Genomic DNA, 14,186 nt, shown 5'->3' with positions numbered 1-14,186 from the left:
GGACGATCCTACGTTTGCCCCGAGGGGGCGCATCAAGAGTCTCACGAGGTCGTGCACCCGGGAGCGCGTTTCCGGACCGGAATCGGACAGACAAGGAGCTGCCGGAACGGCCACGGAGCGGAAAGAAGGGGCGCGGTGACGGTGAAACGCAAATTTTCGGCCAGGTTCGGTCCGCGTCAACCCCGGGAGTGCTCCCCTCAGGACGCCAGGGTGCGCCCGGGGGAGCGGTCCCAGTCCGCGGGCAGCTCCGGCAGCGGCCAGCCGGGGTCCGGCCGCCAGTCCTGCCAACCGGAGGAGAACGGGGCCTCCCAGGCGGTGATCGCGGCCACCGCGGCCCGCCCCGCCGCACGCACCCGCTCCGCCGTCGCCGCGTCCATCAGCCCTGCCCGCTGGGCCTGTTCGAACTCGTCCTCGTCCCGCCAGAGCCAACTGCGGTCCGGGTAGACGGAGATGTCGAGGTAGTGGTCCTCGGAGTCGACGCCTCCCGGCCAACGGGTGTGCGGCTCCTCCAGGTTCACGTACCAGCTCCTGAACTGCCATCCCGCGTCCCAGAAGAGCCAGACCGACCAGGGGTCCCCCGGACGGGCGAGCTTGAGCACCCCCGTACCGGACCAGCGGCCGGTGGTGAGGGTGCGCGGGGCCGTGTAGCGGGTGGCGAGCGGCTCCAGGTGCACCGGAGTGCCGTCCGCGAGGACCGGTTTGACGCAGCGTGTGCCCGGAGCCATCCAGACCGCGAGCAGCTCCTCGGTGTCCCGGACGACCGTGACCGGCCGGCAGATGTGCACCGCGCGGCCGCCGGGGTGCGGTGCGCGGCCGAAGTAGCGCCACAGGATGTGGTCCCCCGGCGCCCAGCGTGCGATGTCTTCCGTCCCTGGCATGAGCAGATCCTAAGGTCCGGCCCGGATGCGGTGCCGTCCGCCGAGGGGCGGGTCGGGCCGCCGCGGACGCGCGCCGGTGCCCCGCCGGACGCGGCCGCCCGCGGCGGGGCCCCTCACGGGTGGGTCATGCGGAGCACGTCCAGGGCCTCGTCCAGCTGCTCCAGGGTCAGCAGCCCGCGCTCCAGGTAGCCTCCCTCCAGGACGACCTCGCGGATCGTCCTGCGCTCGGCGAGCGACCTCTTGGCGACCCTCGCCGCCTCCTCGTAGCCGAGGTACCGGTTGAGCGGGGTCACCACGGACGGCGAGGACTCGGCGTACTCGCGCGCCCGGCCCGCGTTGGCCGTGATGCCGTCCACGGTCCGGTCCGCCAGCAGGCGGGAGGCGTTGGCGAGGAGCCGGATCGACTCCAGCAGGTTCTTGGCGATCACCGGCAGCATCACGTTGAGTTCGAAGTTGCCCGCGGCCCCGGCCACCGCGACGGTGGTGTCGTTGCCCGTGACCTGGGCGGCGACCATCAGCACGGCCTCCGGCACCACCGGGTTGACCTTGCCCGGCATGATCGAGGAGCCGGGCTGGAGGTCGGGCAGGTTGATCTCGGCGAGCCCCGTGCGCGGCCCGGAGGCCATCCAGCGCAGGTCGTTGCAGACCTTCGTCAGCGACACGGCGACGGTGCGCAGCTGCCCGGAGGTCTCCACCAGGGCGTCCCGCGCCCCCTGGGCCTCGAAGTGGTCCCGGGCCTCGGTCAGCGGCAGCCCGGTCGCCCGGGCGACCTCGGCGATCACCGCGGCCGCGAAGCCGGGCGGGGTGTTGATGCCGGTGCCCACCGCCGTACCGCCGAGCGGGAGTTCGGCGAGGCGGGGCAGGGCGGAGCGCAGCCGCTCGACGCCGTAGCGGACCTGGGCCGCGTAGCCGCCGAACTCCTGGCCGAGGGTGACGGGAGTGGCGTCCATCAGGTGGGTGCGGCCGGACTTCACCACCGCGGCGAACTCCGCCGCCTTGCGCTCCAGGGAGCCCGCCAGGTGCTCCAGGGCCGGGACGAGGTCGCCGGTCACGGCGGCCGCCGCGGCGATGTGGATGGAGGAGGGGAAGACGTCGTTGGAGGACTGCGAGGCGTTCACCTGGTCGTTGGCGTGGACGTCCCGGCCCAGGCGCTCGCTCGCGAGCGACGCCAGCACCTCGTTGGCGTTCATGTTCGAGGAGGTGCCCGAGCCGGTCTGGAAGACGTCGACGGGGAAGTGGCCGTCCCAGCGGCCCTCCGCCACCTCGGCCGCGGCGTCGGCGATCGCCTCGGCGACGTCCTGCTCCAGCACGCCCAGCCGGGCGTTGACCAGGGCGGCCGCGCCCTTGATCCGGGCCAGGGCCTCGATGTGGGCCCGCTCCAGCCGCTGCCCGGAGACGGGGAAGTTCTCGACCGCCCGCTGGGTCTGGGCCCGCCACCGGGCGCCGGCGGGCACCCGGACCTCGCCCATGGAGTCGCGCTCCGTCCGGAACCCGGCCGCCTCCCCGGCCCGGGGGCCTTCCACGTCCCGGGCCCGGGAGCCGTCCGCCTCGCTGCCGCTCATCGCACTGTCCTTTCTCCGCCTGCCGCCGAAAAGGTGAGCAGTTGTCTTGTTCTGTGTATTCCCAACTGCCTTACCCGCCAGTAAATACCCCGGGTAACCACAACCCGGGGAGGCGCAATGACGCGTTCAGGCCCAAGACTTCGCATGCTCCTCAGAGCGGTGGCGGCGACCGCCGTCCTCGCCACCGCGGCCGGTGCCACGAGCGCCGCCGCAGCTCCCGCTCCCGCTCCTGCCCCCGCCCCGGCGGGGGCAGCGGCCGTCCCCCTACCGCCCGAACTGGAGGCCGTCCGGGCTGCCGAGGCCACCGCGCTCTACGGCAGCCCGGACCAGCGCCCTCCCGAGGAGCGCAAGACCGGCCTGGTCTCCCTCGGCGACAGCGAGATCTCCGGCGAGGGCGTCGGCCGCTACGAGCCCGGCACCGACGGCCCCGACAACTGGTGCCACCGCTCGCCCGAGGCCGCCATCCACCGCACCGGCATCGAGGCCGACGTCACCTACAACGTCTCCTGCTCGGGCGCCTACACCGGCAACATCCGCATCGGCGGCAGCCCCCAGTACGCCGACGAGCTCGTGCAGAGCGACAACCTCGCGATCAAGGCCCGCAACACCCGCGTCAAGATGGTCCTCCTGGTCGCCGGCGCCAACGACGACCTCCGCTTCGGACCGGTCATGACCGACTGCGTCACCCGCTACATCCTCCTCCAGGGGCCCTGCGCGCCGACGTACGCGCCCGGCTGGCAGGCCCGTGTCGACGCCCTCGTGCCCAAGGTCACGCAGACCGTGCGGGACCTGCGCACGGTGATGCGCGAGGCCGGCTACGCGGACGCCGACTACCGCCTCGTGGTCATGGGCTACCCCAGCCCCATCGGCCCCGACTTCCGCGACAACCCCGACTTCCCCGGCAAGCTGATCTGCGGCGGGATGGGCTACGACTCCGACACCGTGTGGGGCCGCAACACCGCCGTGCCCGCCTTCCAGCGCGGCATGCGCGAGGTCGCCCGGGCCACCGGAGCCGTCTACCTGGACAACTCCCGGCTCTTCCACGGCCACGAGGTCTGCCACCAGGACGCCTGGGCCCGCGGTCTGTACATCGACCTGTCCCACTTCCCGCCGGACTCCAACTCCGTCCGCCAGTCCTTCCACCCCAACGCCCGCGGCCACGCCGCCTTCGCCTCGTGCCTCACCCAGCTGTACGCGTCGGGCCTGCGCGAGGCCGGCTGCGCCGACGTCGCCTCCTCGGGCCGTCCGGAGCTGTTCCCGTTCGCCTGGGACGACGCCTACCGGCCGCTGAAGGCGGCCTCCGGCCCGTGCCTGGACGTGGAGGGCGCGGTGAGCCGCAACGGCACCCGCGTGCTCGGCTGGGACTGCCACGGCGGCCGCAACCAGGGCTGGTGGTACGACCCCGACCGCGGGTCGCTGCACACCGAGCTCAGCCAGGACCGCTGCCTGGACGTCCCGGGCGGCGACGCCCGGGCGGGGACGGCCCTGATCGTGTGGAACTGCCACGGCGGCGCCAACCAGCGCTTCGCGCGCGTCGGCGACACGCTGCGCCCCTCCTCCGCGCAGTCCCTGTGCGCCACCGCCGGAGCGGCGGGCGAGGCACTCCGCCTGCGGGCCTGCGACGGCTCCGCCGGGCAGCGCTTCGCCTGAGCCGGGAGCCGGGAGCCGGGAGCCGGGAGCCGGCGTCGTGCCCGTGCGCCGGTGCTCCGGCACGCCGGGGCCTGTGCGCCGGGCTCCCGGCGCACGGGCCGGGCCGGTGCGGCCGACTGCCGCCTCCGGCCCCGCCCGGTCCCCCGGCACACGTCCGGGCCGGCCGCTCCCCTTCGGGAACGGCCGGCCCGGACGGCCGGAACGCGGAGGATCAGGCGAGGCCGGGCCCGCGCACCGGGATGGAGGTGAAGGTGGGCGCCGGAGCGGGCTCGGTGAAGAAGTCGTTGCCCTTGTCGTCGACCACGACGAAGGCGGGGAAGTCCTCGACCTCGATCTTCCAGACCGCCTCCATGCCGAGCTCCTCGTACTCCAGGACCTCGACCTTCTTGATGCAGTCCTGCGCCAGGCGGGCCGCGGGGCCGCCGATCGAGCCCAGGTAGAAGCCGCCGTGCGCGCCGCAGGCGTCCGTGACCTGCCGGCTGCGGTTCCCCTTGGCGAGCATGATCTTCGAGCCGCCCGCCGCCTGGAACTGCTCCACGTAGGAGTCCATGCGCCCGGCGGTGGTCGGACCGAAGGAGCCGGAGGCGTAGCCCTCGGGCGTCTTGGCCGGACCCGCGTAGTAGACCGGGTGGTCCTTGAGGTACTGCGGCATCTCCTCGCCCGCGTCCAGCCGCTCCTTGATCTTGGCGTGCGCGATGTCGCGCGCCACCACGAGCGGGCCGGTGAGCGACAGCCGGGTCTTGACCGGGTACTTGGTCAGCTCGGCGAGCATCTCGTCCATCGGCCGGTTGAGGTCGATCCGCACCACGTCGGCGTCCTCGGCGAGCTGCTCGTCCGTGGTGTCCGGCAGGAAGCGCGCCGGGTCCGTCTCCAGCTGCTCCAGGAAGACGCCCTCCGCGGTGATCTTGGCGACGGCCTGGCGGTCGGCGGAGCAGGAGACGGCGAGGGCCACGGGCAGCGAGGCCCCGTGGCGGGGCAGGCGCACCACGCGGACGTCGTGGCAGAAGTACTTGCCGCCGAACTGGGCGCCGATGCCGATCTTCTGGGTGAGCTCGAAGACCTTCTTCTCCAGCTCCTCGTCGCGGAAGCCGTGGCCGAGTTCCGAGCCCTCGCCGGGCAGTGCGTCCAGGTAGTGCGCCGAGGCGTACTTCGCGGTCTTGAGCGCGAACTCGGCGGAGGTGCCGCCGACGACGATCGCCAGGTGGTAGGGCGGGCAGGCCGCGGTGCCGAGCGAGCGGATCTTCTCCTCCAGGAAGCGCATCATGCTCGCCTCGTTGAGGACGGCCTTGGTCTCCTGGTAGAGGAAGGACTTGTTGGCGCTGCCGCCGCCCTTGGCCATGAAGAGGAACTTGTACGCGCCGCCGTCGGTGGCGTAGAGCTCGATCTGCGCGGGCAGGTTGGAGCCGGTGTTCCTCTCCTCCCACATGGTGAGGGGGGCCATCTGCGAGTAGCGCAGGTTCAGCCTGGTGTAGGCGTCGTGGATGCCCCGGGAGAGGGCCTCCTCGTCGCCCCCGGCGGTGAGCACGTTCTGGCCGCGCTTGCCCATGACGATCGCGGTGCCGGTGTCCTGGCACATCGGCAGCACGCCCGCGGCGGCGATGTTGGCGTTCTTCAGCAGGTCCAGCGCGACGAACTTGTCGTTGGAGGACGCCTCGGGGTCGTCGACGATGCGCCGCAGCTGCGCGAGGTGCGCGGGGCGGAGGTAGTGCTGGATGTCGTGGATCGCCTCGGCCGCGAGGGTGCGCAGGGCCTCCGGCTCCACCTTCAGGAAGGTGCGCCCGTCGGCCTCGAATGTGGAGACGCCCTCCGAGGTCACCAGCCGGTACGGCGTGGTGTCCTCGCCCAGCGGGAGCAGATCCGTATACGCGAACTCCGGCATTTCGCCCATTCCTCACTTCACAGACAGCGGCGTGCCTCCGTTGGCAGCGCCCTCCAGGGTAGGGCGCGCCCGCCGCGCCGGGCTTGTGAGGTAAGGCTCACTTGGCGCCGCGGTGGGTGCCCTGCGCGCGTCCGGGTGCATCCCCCCGGTGCACTGGTCGCGATCTATCGCGTTTCGCTACGCTGAGGCCGTGGACCTCGAGAAGCACCCCCAGCAGCCGGCCGGCACCGCCCGGGCCGAGGCCGCGGCGCCGGCCCTGCGCGCCTCCGACGCCGACCGGGACCGGACCGCGGACGTCCTCGGGGCGGCCCTGGCCGAGGGCAGGCTGGACGCGGAGGAGCACGCGGAGCGGATCGACGCCGTCTACCGCGCCAAGACCATGGGCGAACTGGAGCCGCTGGTGCGGGACCTGCCCGCATCGCGGGCCCGCGATGCGGCCGCTCCCGGGGGCGAGGAGGCGGACGGGGCCCCGGCGGAGAACGTCGTCGCCGTCTTCTCCGCCTCGGTCCGCAAGGGCCGCTGGCGGGTCGGTCGCCGCACCAACGCCTTCTCGCTCTTCGGCAGCGTCGAGATCGACCTCACCGAGGCGCTCTTCCGCCAGCGGCTGACCACCGTCAACGCGACCTCGATCTTCGGCAGCGTCGAGATCCGGGTCCCGGAGAACATCACCCTGCGCGGCAGCGGCACGGGCGTGTTCGGCAACTTCGAGGTGGTCACCCTGGAGGCGGCGGACCCGGAGGCTCCGGTCGTGGTCGTCAACGGGTACACGGTTTTCGGCAATGTCGAGGCCAAGCCCAGGCGTGGCCGCCGGGTCGCCGACCTCCACGCCCGCCTGCGCAAACGCCTCGGCTGACGAGGGCGTGCGAGCGCAGCGTTCACGCTGCCGCGGCGCCGGGGCGCCCCGGGGCGCCGCCGCTGCGCGGGCCACTCAGTGCATAGGCGTACGCACAGCGGGTAGGGACTGCTGCATCGTCTCTCGCTCGCGAATCCGTCGTCAGGAGTAGACCGTGCTGCAACTGCCGCCTCATTCACTGCCGGTGGCCCCGCAGGTCGCCGCCGTTCCGCGTCAGCGCGTCCCGGCCCGGGACGACGAGGCCGGTCCCTGGCATGCGGAGGCGGTGTGCCGCCGCGACGAAGCCGGGCTGTTCTTCGCGCCCTCCAAGGAGCCGACCGCCGCCAGGCTCGCCCGCGAGGAGGCGGCCAAGCGGGTCTGCGCCCGCTGCCCGGTGATGATCGAGTGCCGGGAGCACGCCCTGCTCCAGCCCGAGCCCTACGGCGTCTGGGGCGGGCTCACCGCCGCCGAGCGCCGGGTGGTCCTCGCCCGCCGCCGCCGGCGCGAGGTCGAGCTGAAGAACCCGGCCTCCGCGGCCTGAACCGCTCCCGGGCCTCCCGGTCCCGGCCGGTTCGGCGCAGCCGCGTACGAGGGGGAGACGCGCACCCCGGCCGCACGACCCGGCGCGGGAGGCGCCCTCGACACGAGGGCGCCTCCCGCCGTTCCGGCCGACGCCGGGCCGGGCCCGCTACTGCGCGCGGTCGAAGTCGATCGCGCTGTACGCCCGGAGCTTCGACAGGCGGTGGGTCGAGTCGATCTGGCGGATCGTGCCGGACTTGGACCGCATCACCAGGGACTGCGTGGTCGCCGTCTCGGCCCGGTAGCGGACCCCCCGCAGCAACTCGCCGTCGGTGATCCCGGTGGCCACGAAGAACACGTTGTCGCCGCTGACCAGGTCGTTGGTGGACAGCACCCGGTCGAGGTCGTGGCCGGCGTCGACGGCCCGCTGCCGCTCCTCGTCGTCCTTGGGCCACAGCTTGCCCTGGATCACACCGCCCAGGCACTTGATGGCGCAGGCCGAGATGATGCCCTCGGGGGTGCCGCCGATGCCGAGCAGCAGGTCGACGCCGGTGCCCTCCCTCACGGCCATGATCGACCCGGCCACGTCCCCGTCGGAGATGAACTTGATCCGGGCGCCGGTCTCCCGGATCTCCTTGACGATCCCCTCGTGGCGGGGGCGGTCCAGGATGACGACGGTGACGTCCTCGGGGGTCGACTTCTTGGCCTTGGCGACCCGGCGGATGTTCACCGACACCGGGGCGTTGATGTCGACGTAGTCGGCCGCCTCGGGGCCGGTGGCCAGCTTGTCCATGTAGAACACGGCCGAGGGGTCGAACATGGTGCCGCGGTCGGCGGCCGCGAGCACCGCGATGGCGTTCGGCATGCCCTTGGCGGTCAGCGTGGTGCCGTCGATCGGGTCCACGGCGATGTCGCACTCGGCGCCGGTGCCGTCGCCGATGCGCTCGCCGTTGTACAGCATCGGCGCCTCGTCCTTCTCGCCTTCGCCGATGACGACCACGCCGTTCATCGAGACGGTGGACACGAGGGTGCGCATGGCCTTCACGGCCGCGCCGTCGGCGCCGTTCTTCTCGCCGCGGCCGACCCAGCGGCCGGCGGCCATGGCGGCGGCCTCGGTGACCCGGACCAGCTCCAGGGCGAGGTTGCGGTCCGGGGCCTCGGGGGAGACCTCGAGCGGGGGCGGCAGATGATGCTCGGTCATCGGGAGCGCACCTTTCTGTACGACGCGACGGCCGTATTGGGAGGGTCCTGCGACTCTATCGGTACATCGACAAATTGAGCAGAGGGGGCCACGTTTGAGCACGGATGCCGGATGCGACCATGGGGGGCGTGGCAGGTATGCGAGGCAGACAGACGATCCGCGGGATGTTCCAGTCCATGGCGGTGATCGGCATCGTCGTGGCGGGCATCTACACGCTGGTCCCGCATGACGAGAACGCGGACCCGGTGCAGGAGCAGGACTACCGTGTGGAGCTGCTGACGGCGCGGCGCGCGGCACCGTACCCGGTGGCGGCCCCCGTCGGGCTGGGTGAGGGCTGGCGCGCCACGAGCGTGACCTTCGACGGCGCCGACGGCCACGCCTGGCACCTCGGCTTCCTCGACCCGGACCGCCAGTACGTCGCCGTGGAGCAGTCCACCGCCCGGCCGGACGAGAAGTACGTGCGCGAGGTCACCCGTCAGGCACGCAGGACCGAGCGGACCGAGCAGGTCGACGGCGAGACCTGGCAGTACTGGGAGGGCCCGAAGTACGACGCCCTGGTGCTGGCCTCCGACGAGGTGACGACGGTGGTCATGGGCACGGCCGCGACCGGGCGCCTGGTCGAGATGGCCGAGGCCCTGGTGGCGGAGCGGGGTCCGTCCCCGTCCCCGGCCTCCCCGTCCCCGGCGGCGGGATAGCCGCCGCGCCCCCGGTCGCCGGGGCCCGTCCGGCTGCTCGCCCGGTTCGCGGGGCGCTCCGGTGCGGTGCCCGCCGGCCCGTGCGGGGCGCCCCGCGGACAGGCGAAGGCCGCCGCGGCCGGGGAACCGGGCGCGGCGGCCTTCGGCTGCCGTGGGCGGGGCTCAGACGCTGGTGACGACCTTGCCGTAGTCCAGCCGAGGGGAGCGCGGGAACCAGGCGTCCGGTCCGGGCCTGCCGATGTTGACGACCATCAGCGGGGTGTGGTCGCCGTCCAGGAACTCCTTCTGGATGCCGACGGCGTCGTAGCCGGTCATCGGGCCGGCCGCGAGCCCCGCGGCGCGCACGCCGACGATGAAGTACGCGGCCTGGAGCGCGGCGTTGACCGTCGCCGTCGCCTCGCGCACCGGGCGCTCGCTGAAGAAGACGTCCTTGGCCTGCGGGAAGTGCGGGAAGAGCGTCGGCAGCTCGGTGTGGAACTCGTTGTCCGCGGCCAGGACGGCGACCAGCGGCGCGGCCGCGGTCTTCGCCCGGTTGCCCTCGGCCAGGTGCGGCAGCAGGCGGGCCCGGGCCTCGTCGCTGCGGATGAGCACGATGCGCAGGGGCGTCTGGTTGAAGGCGGTGGGGCCGTACTTGACCAGGTCGTAGATGGCCTGGACCTGCTCGTCGGTCACCGGCTCGTCGGTGAAGCTGTTCGCGGTACGGGCCTCGCGGAACAGCAGGTCCTGTGCGGCGGGGTCGAGGACGAGGGGCATGGGGGGCCTTTCATGGGTCAGCCAAGTACCTCTTCACCGTACCTCGAATAGATTAACCTTCAACTAAAATGTGTGGTGACTCCACTCACATGCCGCCCCGTCCGCGGTGCGGTCCTACGAGGACACCTCTCCCTCCTGCGCCTCCTCCTCCGCCAGCGCGGCGTCCAGCCGGGCCCGGGCCCCCTCCAGCCAGTGCCGGCACACCTTGGCCAGCTCCTCGCCGCGCTCCCACAGCGCCAGCGACTCCTCCAGCGTGGTCCCGCCCGCCTCCAGCCGGCGCACCACCTCGATCAGCTCGTCCCGTGCCTGCTCGTAGCCGATCGCGGCCTCTTCCGTCCTGCCGCCCATGCTCGCTCCGTCCTCCTCCTGCCTTCCGGCCGCCGTCCACACGACGCCGGCCCTGTCCACGCCGGTCCTGTCCGCCCGCCCGGCCTCCCCTGCCCTCAGTCCTCGACGCGCACGGCGAACTCCCCCTCGGCGACCCGGGCCCGCAGCCGCTCCCCGGCCGGAGCCCCGTGGGGTGAGCGCACCACCGCCCCGTCCTCCCGCTGGAGCACCGCGTAGCCGCGCTCCATGGTCGCCGCGGGCGACAGCGACACCACCCGGGCCCGGGTGTGCGCGAGCTCGGACTCCGCGCGGTCCAGCAGATGCCCCAGGACCCGGCGGCCGCGTGCCCGCACCGCCCGCACCTCCTCCTCGCGCTGCTCCACCATCCGCTGCGGATGCTCCATGCAGGGGCGGGCCAGCGTGTGCGCCAGACCGCGCTCCTCGCGCTCCAGCAGCCCCCGCACCGAACGCAGCGCCCGCTCCCGCAGCTGGTCCACCCGCCGGAGCTCCTCGCCCACGTCCGGAACCGTCTTCTTGGCGGCGTCCGTCGGTGTCGAGGCGCGCACGTCGGCGACCAGGTCCAGCAGCGGTGCGTCCGGCTCGTGGCCGATCGCCGACACCACCGGGGTGGTGCACTCCGCCACGGCGCGCACCAGCTGCTCGTCGGAGAACGGCAGCAGATCCTCCACGCTGCCGCCGCCGCGCGCCACGATGATCACGTCCACCTCCGGATGGGCGTCCAACTCCTTCACCGCCCCGACCACCTGGGAAACCGCGTGCACGCCCTGCACCGCCACGTTGCGCACCTCGAAGCGCACCTGCGGCCAGCGGCGGCGGGCGTTCTCCAGGACGTCCCGCTCCGCGGCCGAGGCCCGCCCGCACACCAGACCCACCCGGTGGGGCAGGAAGGGGAGCGGCCGCTTGCGGTCGGCGGCGAACAGCCCCTCGGCCCCCAGGGACCGCTTCAACTGCTCCAGCCTGGCCAGCAGTTCCCCGATGCCCACCGGCCGTATCTCCGCGGCCCGCAGCGACAGCTGGCCGCGGGGCGCGTACCACTCCGGCTTGGCGAGCACCACCACCCGCGCCCCCTCCGACACCACGTCCGCCACCGCGTCGAAGACCTTCCGGTAGCAGGTGACGCCGACGGAGATGTCGTACGACGGGTCGCGCAGGGTCAGGAAGACGACCCCGGCGCCGGGGCGGCGCGACAGCTGGGTGATCTGCCCCTCGACCCACACGGACCCGAGCCGGTCGATCCAGCCGCCGATGAGCCGCGACACCTCGCCGACCGGCAGGGGCGCCTCCGCGGACGTGTTGAGAGCCATGACCGCGAGCGTAGCGGCCGGATACGACACCGCGGGCCCGCCCTCACCACTCCCGCCGCCCCCACTGCAGCGACAGCACCACCAGCCCCGCCCCCAGCCACACCAGACCCACCAGCTGGGCCGACCGCGCCGCCTCCAGCACCACCGCGCCCAGCACCACCACCCCCAGGACGGGCACCACCAGATGGCGCCCCCACTGCGGCGGGCCCCCCATCCGCCGCACCACGAACCAGCCCACCACGCTGGCGTGCAGCAGGATGAAGGCGGACAGCGCCCCGACGTCCACGATCGACACCAGATGCTCCAGCCCGTCGTCCAGCTGGGCCGCCGCGACCGCGGCCACCAGCGTCACGGCCGCCGCCGCCAGCAGCGCCACCCGCGGCACCCCCGCGTCCGTCCGGGCCAGCGGCCGGGGCAGCCGCTGCTCCCTCGCCATCGCGAACAGCAGCCGCCCGGCGGCCGCCTGCGCCGCCAGGGCCGCGAAGGCCGCGCCGACCGCCTTGCTGACCGCCACCAGGTCGTGCAGCCAGGTCCCGACCGAGGCGTCCACGGCGTCGTAGAACGCCGTCCCCTGCCCCGCCGGCTCCGCACGGAGCTCCGCCGAGGCCACCGGCATCAGCAGTGCCGCCAGGTACGTCTGCACCACGAACAGCACACCCGCCACCCCGAGGCAGAACAGCACCGCCCGGGCCACCCGGCGCGAGCCGCCCGTGGCCTCCTCGGCGAAGGAGGCGACGGCGTCGAAGCCCAGGTACGACAGCACCGCCACCGACACCGCGCCCAGCACCGCCGCCGTCGAGAAGCCCGTGTCCCCGGTCAGCGGTGTCAGCCAGTCCCGCCGCGCACCCTCGCGCGCCAGCACCGCGACCGCGGCCACCACGAAGACGAGCAGCACCACGATCTCCATCACGAGCACCGCGAAGCCCACCCGGGCCGCCGCCCGCACACCCCACAGGTTCAGCGCCGTGGTCACCACCACCGCGAGCGCGGTCCACACCCAGCGGTCCACCTCCGGGACCAGCGCCTCCATCGCGATCCCGGAGAACAGATAGGCCACCGCCGGGATCAGCAGGTAGTCCAGCATCGCCATCCACCCCGCGACGAAGCCCGGAGCCTCTCCCAGCCCCTTGCGGGCATAGGTGAAGACCGAGCCCGCCCGGGGCGCCACCCGGACCATTTGCGCGTAGCTCGAAGCGGTGAACGCCATGGCCACCGTCGCCACCGCGTAGACCAGCGCCACCGCGCCGCCCGACCTGGCGTCCAGCGTGCCGAACACCCCGACCGGGGCCATCGGGGCGATGAACAGCAGGCCGTAGACCACCAGGTCGCGGAAGCCGAGCTCCCGGTGCAGCCCGCCCTGCCCGGGACCGCGGCCGCTGCGGGCCCCCGGCGATCGCCTCATCGCGTCCTCCCAGCGGTGGGTCACGCCCAGTGTGCGGCCGGCGGGCGGCCGGGTGCCTGTTCTGGGCGGCCTTACGATGGGGGGCATGACTGCTGTGCCGCCTGCCCGACGCGTCCTCCTCGCCGCTCCCCGTGGCTACTGCGCGGGCGTCGACCGTGCCGTGATCGCCGTGGAGAAGGCCCTGGAGCAGTACGGGGCGCCCGTCTACGTCCGCCACGAGATCGTCCACAACAAGTACGTCGTGCAGACCCTGGAGAAGAAGGGCGCGATCTTCGTCGAGGAGACCGCCGAGGTCCCCGAGGGCTCGATCGTGATGTTCTCCGCGCACGGCGTCGCGCCGACCGTGCACGCCGAGGCCGCCGAGCGCAAGCTCGCCACCATCGACGCGACCTGCCCGCTGGTCACCAAGGTCCACAAGGAGGCCGTGCGCTTCGCCAAGGAGGACTACGACATCCTCCTGATCGGCCACGAGGGCCACGAGGAGGTCATCGGCACCTCCGGCGAGGCCCCGGAGCACATCACCCTCGTCGACGGCCCCGAGGACGTCGCCAAGGTCGAGGTCCGCGACCCCGAGAAGGTCGTCTGGCTGTCCCAGACCACGCTCTCCGTCGACGAGACGATGGAGACCGTCGACGCCCTGAAGACCAAGTTCCCGGGCCTGGTCTCCCCGCCGAGCGACGACATCTGCTACGCCACCCAGAACCGCCAGATCGCCGTCAAGCAGATGGGCGCCGAGGCCGACCTGGTGATCGTCGTCGGCTCCAGGAACTCCTCCAACTCCGTCCGCCTGGTCGAGGTCGCCCTCGGCGCCGGTGCGGGCGACGCGCACCTGGTGGACTTCGCCGAGGAGATCGACGAGGCGTGGCTGGACGGCGTCTCCACGGTCGGCGTCACCTCCGGTGCCTCCGTGCCCGAGGTGCTGGTCGAGGGCGTCCTGGAATGGCTCTCCCGGCGCGGCTTCGAGGACGTGGAGATCGTCAAGGCGGCCGAGGAGTCCATCACCTTCTCCCTGCCCAAGGAGCTGCGACGCGACCTGCGCGAGGAGGCCACCCGCCTCCTGCGCGGCTGACCCCCCGGCGCGGGGGGGGGGGGGGGGGGGGGGGCGGCCCCGCCCCCCCCCGGGGGGGGGGGGCCCCCCCCCCCCCCCCCCCCCCCGCGGGGGG

At 73.3% G+C, this 14,186-nt stretch carries 13 protein-coding genes; 5 read left to right on the top strand and 8 right to left on the bottom strand.

What is annotated here, in order from left to right:
* Positions 1-197: 197 nt before the first annotated feature.
* Positions 198-878: a DUF402 domain-containing protein gene (locus ACGF15_RS24500; protein WP_392801966.1), complete on the bottom strand. Its 681-nt coding sequence runs from the start codon at positions 876-878 to the stop codon at positions 198-200.
* A gap of 113 nt (positions 879-991) precedes the next feature.
* Positions 992-2,440, bottom strand: coding sequence for a class II fumarate hydratase (locus tag ACGF15_RS24495; RefSeq protein WP_345612630.1), 1,449 nt, complete (start codon positions 2,438-2,440; stop codon positions 992-994).
* A gap of 117 nt (positions 2,441-2,557) precedes the next feature.
* On the opposite strand from ACGF15_RS24495, the gene ACGF15_RS24490 reads away from it, so the two are divergent.
* A complete protein-coding gene (locus tag ACGF15_RS24490) occupies positions 2,558-4,090 on the top strand; it encodes a ricin-type beta-trefoil lectin domain protein (protein WP_392801962.1) in 1,533 nt (510 codons plus the stop codon).
* Between the two features lie 211 nt (positions 4,091-4,301).
* Here the strand turns inward: ACGF15_RS24490 and ACGF15_RS24485 are convergent, their stop codons facing one another.
* Positions 4,302-5,978 (bottom strand): fumarate hydratase, encoded by a 1,677-nt coding sequence (locus tag ACGF15_RS24485; RefSeq protein ID WP_360642976.1) that lies wholly within the window; start codon positions 5,976-5,978, stop codon positions 4,302-4,304.
* A gap of 181 nt (positions 5,979-6,159) precedes the next feature.
* On the opposite strand from ACGF15_RS24485, the gene ACGF15_RS24480 reads away from it, so the two are divergent.
* Both ACGF15_RS24480 and ACGF15_RS24475 read left to right on the top strand, forming a co-directional pair.
* Positions 6,160-6,822: a DUF1707 domain-containing protein gene (locus ACGF15_RS24480; protein WP_345612636.1), complete on the top strand. Its 663-nt coding sequence runs from the start codon at positions 6,160-6,162 to the stop codon at positions 6,820-6,822.
* Positions 6,823-6,979: 157 nt separating this feature from the next.
* Positions 6,980-7,342, top strand: coding sequence for a WhiB family transcriptional regulator (locus ACGF15_RS24475; protein ID WP_376428942.1), 363 nt, complete (start codon positions 6,980-6,982; stop codon positions 7,340-7,342).
* A gap of 147 nt (positions 7,343-7,489) precedes the next feature.
* On the opposite strand, the gene glpX is transcribed toward ACGF15_RS24475, so the two are convergent.
* The gene (gene glpX / locus ACGF15_RS24470; protein ID WP_345612640.1) at positions 7,490-8,521 is read right to left on the bottom strand and encodes a class II fructose-bisphosphatase; all 1,032 of its coding nucleotides are present in this window, start codon (positions 8,519-8,521) and stop codon (positions 7,490-7,492) included.
* A 137-nt stretch (positions 8,522-8,658) separates the two neighbouring features.
* On the opposite strand from glpX, the gene ACGF15_RS24465 reads away from it, so the two are divergent.
* Positions 8,659-9,216, top strand: coding sequence for a DUF4245 domain-containing protein (locus ACGF15_RS24465; RefSeq protein ID WP_392802194.1), 558 nt, complete (start codon positions 8,659-8,661; stop codon positions 9,214-9,216).
* 162 nt (positions 9,217-9,378) lie between these two features.
* Here ACGF15_RS24465 and ACGF15_RS24460 read toward each other — a convergent pair whose 3' ends face one another.
* The 4 genes from ACGF15_RS24460 to ACGF15_RS24445 form a co-directional block, all read right to left on the bottom strand.
* On the bottom strand, positions 9,379-9,969 hold the full coding sequence (locus ACGF15_RS24460; protein WP_392801956.1) for a malonic semialdehyde reductase: 591 nt from the start codon (positions 9,967-9,969) through the stop codon (positions 9,379-9,381).
* A gap of 114 nt (positions 9,970-10,083) precedes the next feature.
* A complete protein-coding gene (locus ACGF15_RS24455; protein ID WP_345612644.1) occupies positions 10,084-10,317 on the bottom strand; it encodes an exodeoxyribonuclease VII small subunit in 234 nt (77 codons plus the stop codon).
* 95 nt (positions 10,318-10,412) lie between these two features.
* On the bottom strand, positions 10,413-11,621 hold the full coding sequence (gene xseA / locus ACGF15_RS24450; RefSeq protein WP_392801952.1) for an exodeoxyribonuclease VII large subunit: 1,209 nt from the start codon (positions 11,619-11,621) through the stop codon (positions 10,413-10,415).
* 43 nt (positions 11,622-11,664) lie between these two features.
* Positions 11,665-13,023, bottom strand: coding sequence for an APC family permease (locus tag ACGF15_RS24445; protein WP_345612648.1), 1,359 nt, complete (start codon positions 13,021-13,023; stop codon positions 11,665-11,667).
* 76 nt (positions 13,024-13,099) lie between these two features.
* On the opposite strand from ACGF15_RS24445, the gene ACGF15_RS24440 reads away from it, so the two are divergent.
* Positions 13,100-14,092, top strand: a complete 993-nt coding sequence (locus ACGF15_RS24440) for a 4-hydroxy-3-methylbut-2-enyl diphosphate reductase (RefSeq protein ID WP_345612650.1) — start codon at positions 13,100-13,102, stop codon at positions 14,090-14,092.
* The last annotated feature ends 94 nt before the right edge of the window (positions 14,093-14,186 follow it).

The organism is Streptomyces sp. NPDC048001, from assembly GCF_043203115.1.
Lineage (GTDB): Bacteria > Actinomycetota > Actinomycetes > Streptomycetales > Streptomycetaceae > Streptomyces > Streptomyces sanyensis.
This window is presented reverse-complemented; position numbering and strand designations above follow the sequence as displayed.

Excerpts from the sequence above, each read along its gene's own strand:
- ACGF15_RS24500 (WP_392801966.1), bottom strand. The coding sequence starts at position 878 with ATGCCAGGGACGGAAGACATCGCACGCTGGGCGCCGGGGGACCACATC.
- ACGF15_RS24495 (WP_345612630.1), bottom strand. The coding sequence starts at position 2,440 with ATGAGCGGCAGCGAGGCGGACGGCTCCCGGGCCCGGGACGTGGAAGGC.
- ACGF15_RS24490 (WP_392801962.1), top strand. The coding sequence starts at position 2,558 with ATGACGCGTTCAGGCCCAAGACTTCGCATGCTCCTCAGAGCGGTGGCG.
- ACGF15_RS24485 (WP_360642976.1), bottom strand. The coding sequence starts at position 5,978 with ATGGGCGAAATGCCGGAGTTCGCGTATACGGATCTGCTCCCGCTGGGC.
- glpX (WP_345612640.1), bottom strand. The coding sequence starts at position 8,521 with ATGACCGAGCATCATCTGCCGCCCCCGCTCGAGGTCTCCCCCGAGGCC.
- ACGF15_RS24465 (WP_392802194.1), top strand. The coding sequence starts at position 8,659 with ATGCGAGGCAGACAGACGATCCGCGGGATGTTCCAGTCCATGGCGGTG.
- ACGF15_RS24460 (WP_392801956.1), bottom strand. The coding sequence starts at position 9,969 with ATGCCCCTCGTCCTCGACCCCGCCGCACAGGACCTGCTGTTCCGCGAG.
- ACGF15_RS24455 (WP_345612644.1), bottom strand. The coding sequence starts at position 10,317 with ATGGGCGGCAGGACGGAAGAGGCCGCGATCGGCTACGAGCAGGCACGG.
- xseA (WP_392801952.1), bottom strand. The coding sequence starts at position 11,621 with ATGGCTCTCAACACGTCCGCGGAGGCGCCCCTGCCGGTCGGCGAGGTG.
- ACGF15_RS24445 (WP_345612648.1), bottom strand. The coding sequence starts at position 13,023 with ATGAGGCGATCGCCGGGGGCCCGCAGCGGCCGCGGTCCCGGGCAGGGC.
- ACGF15_RS24440 (WP_345612650.1), top strand. The coding sequence starts at position 13,100 with ATGGGGGGCATGACTGCTGTGCCGCCTGCCCGACGCGTCCTCCTCGCC.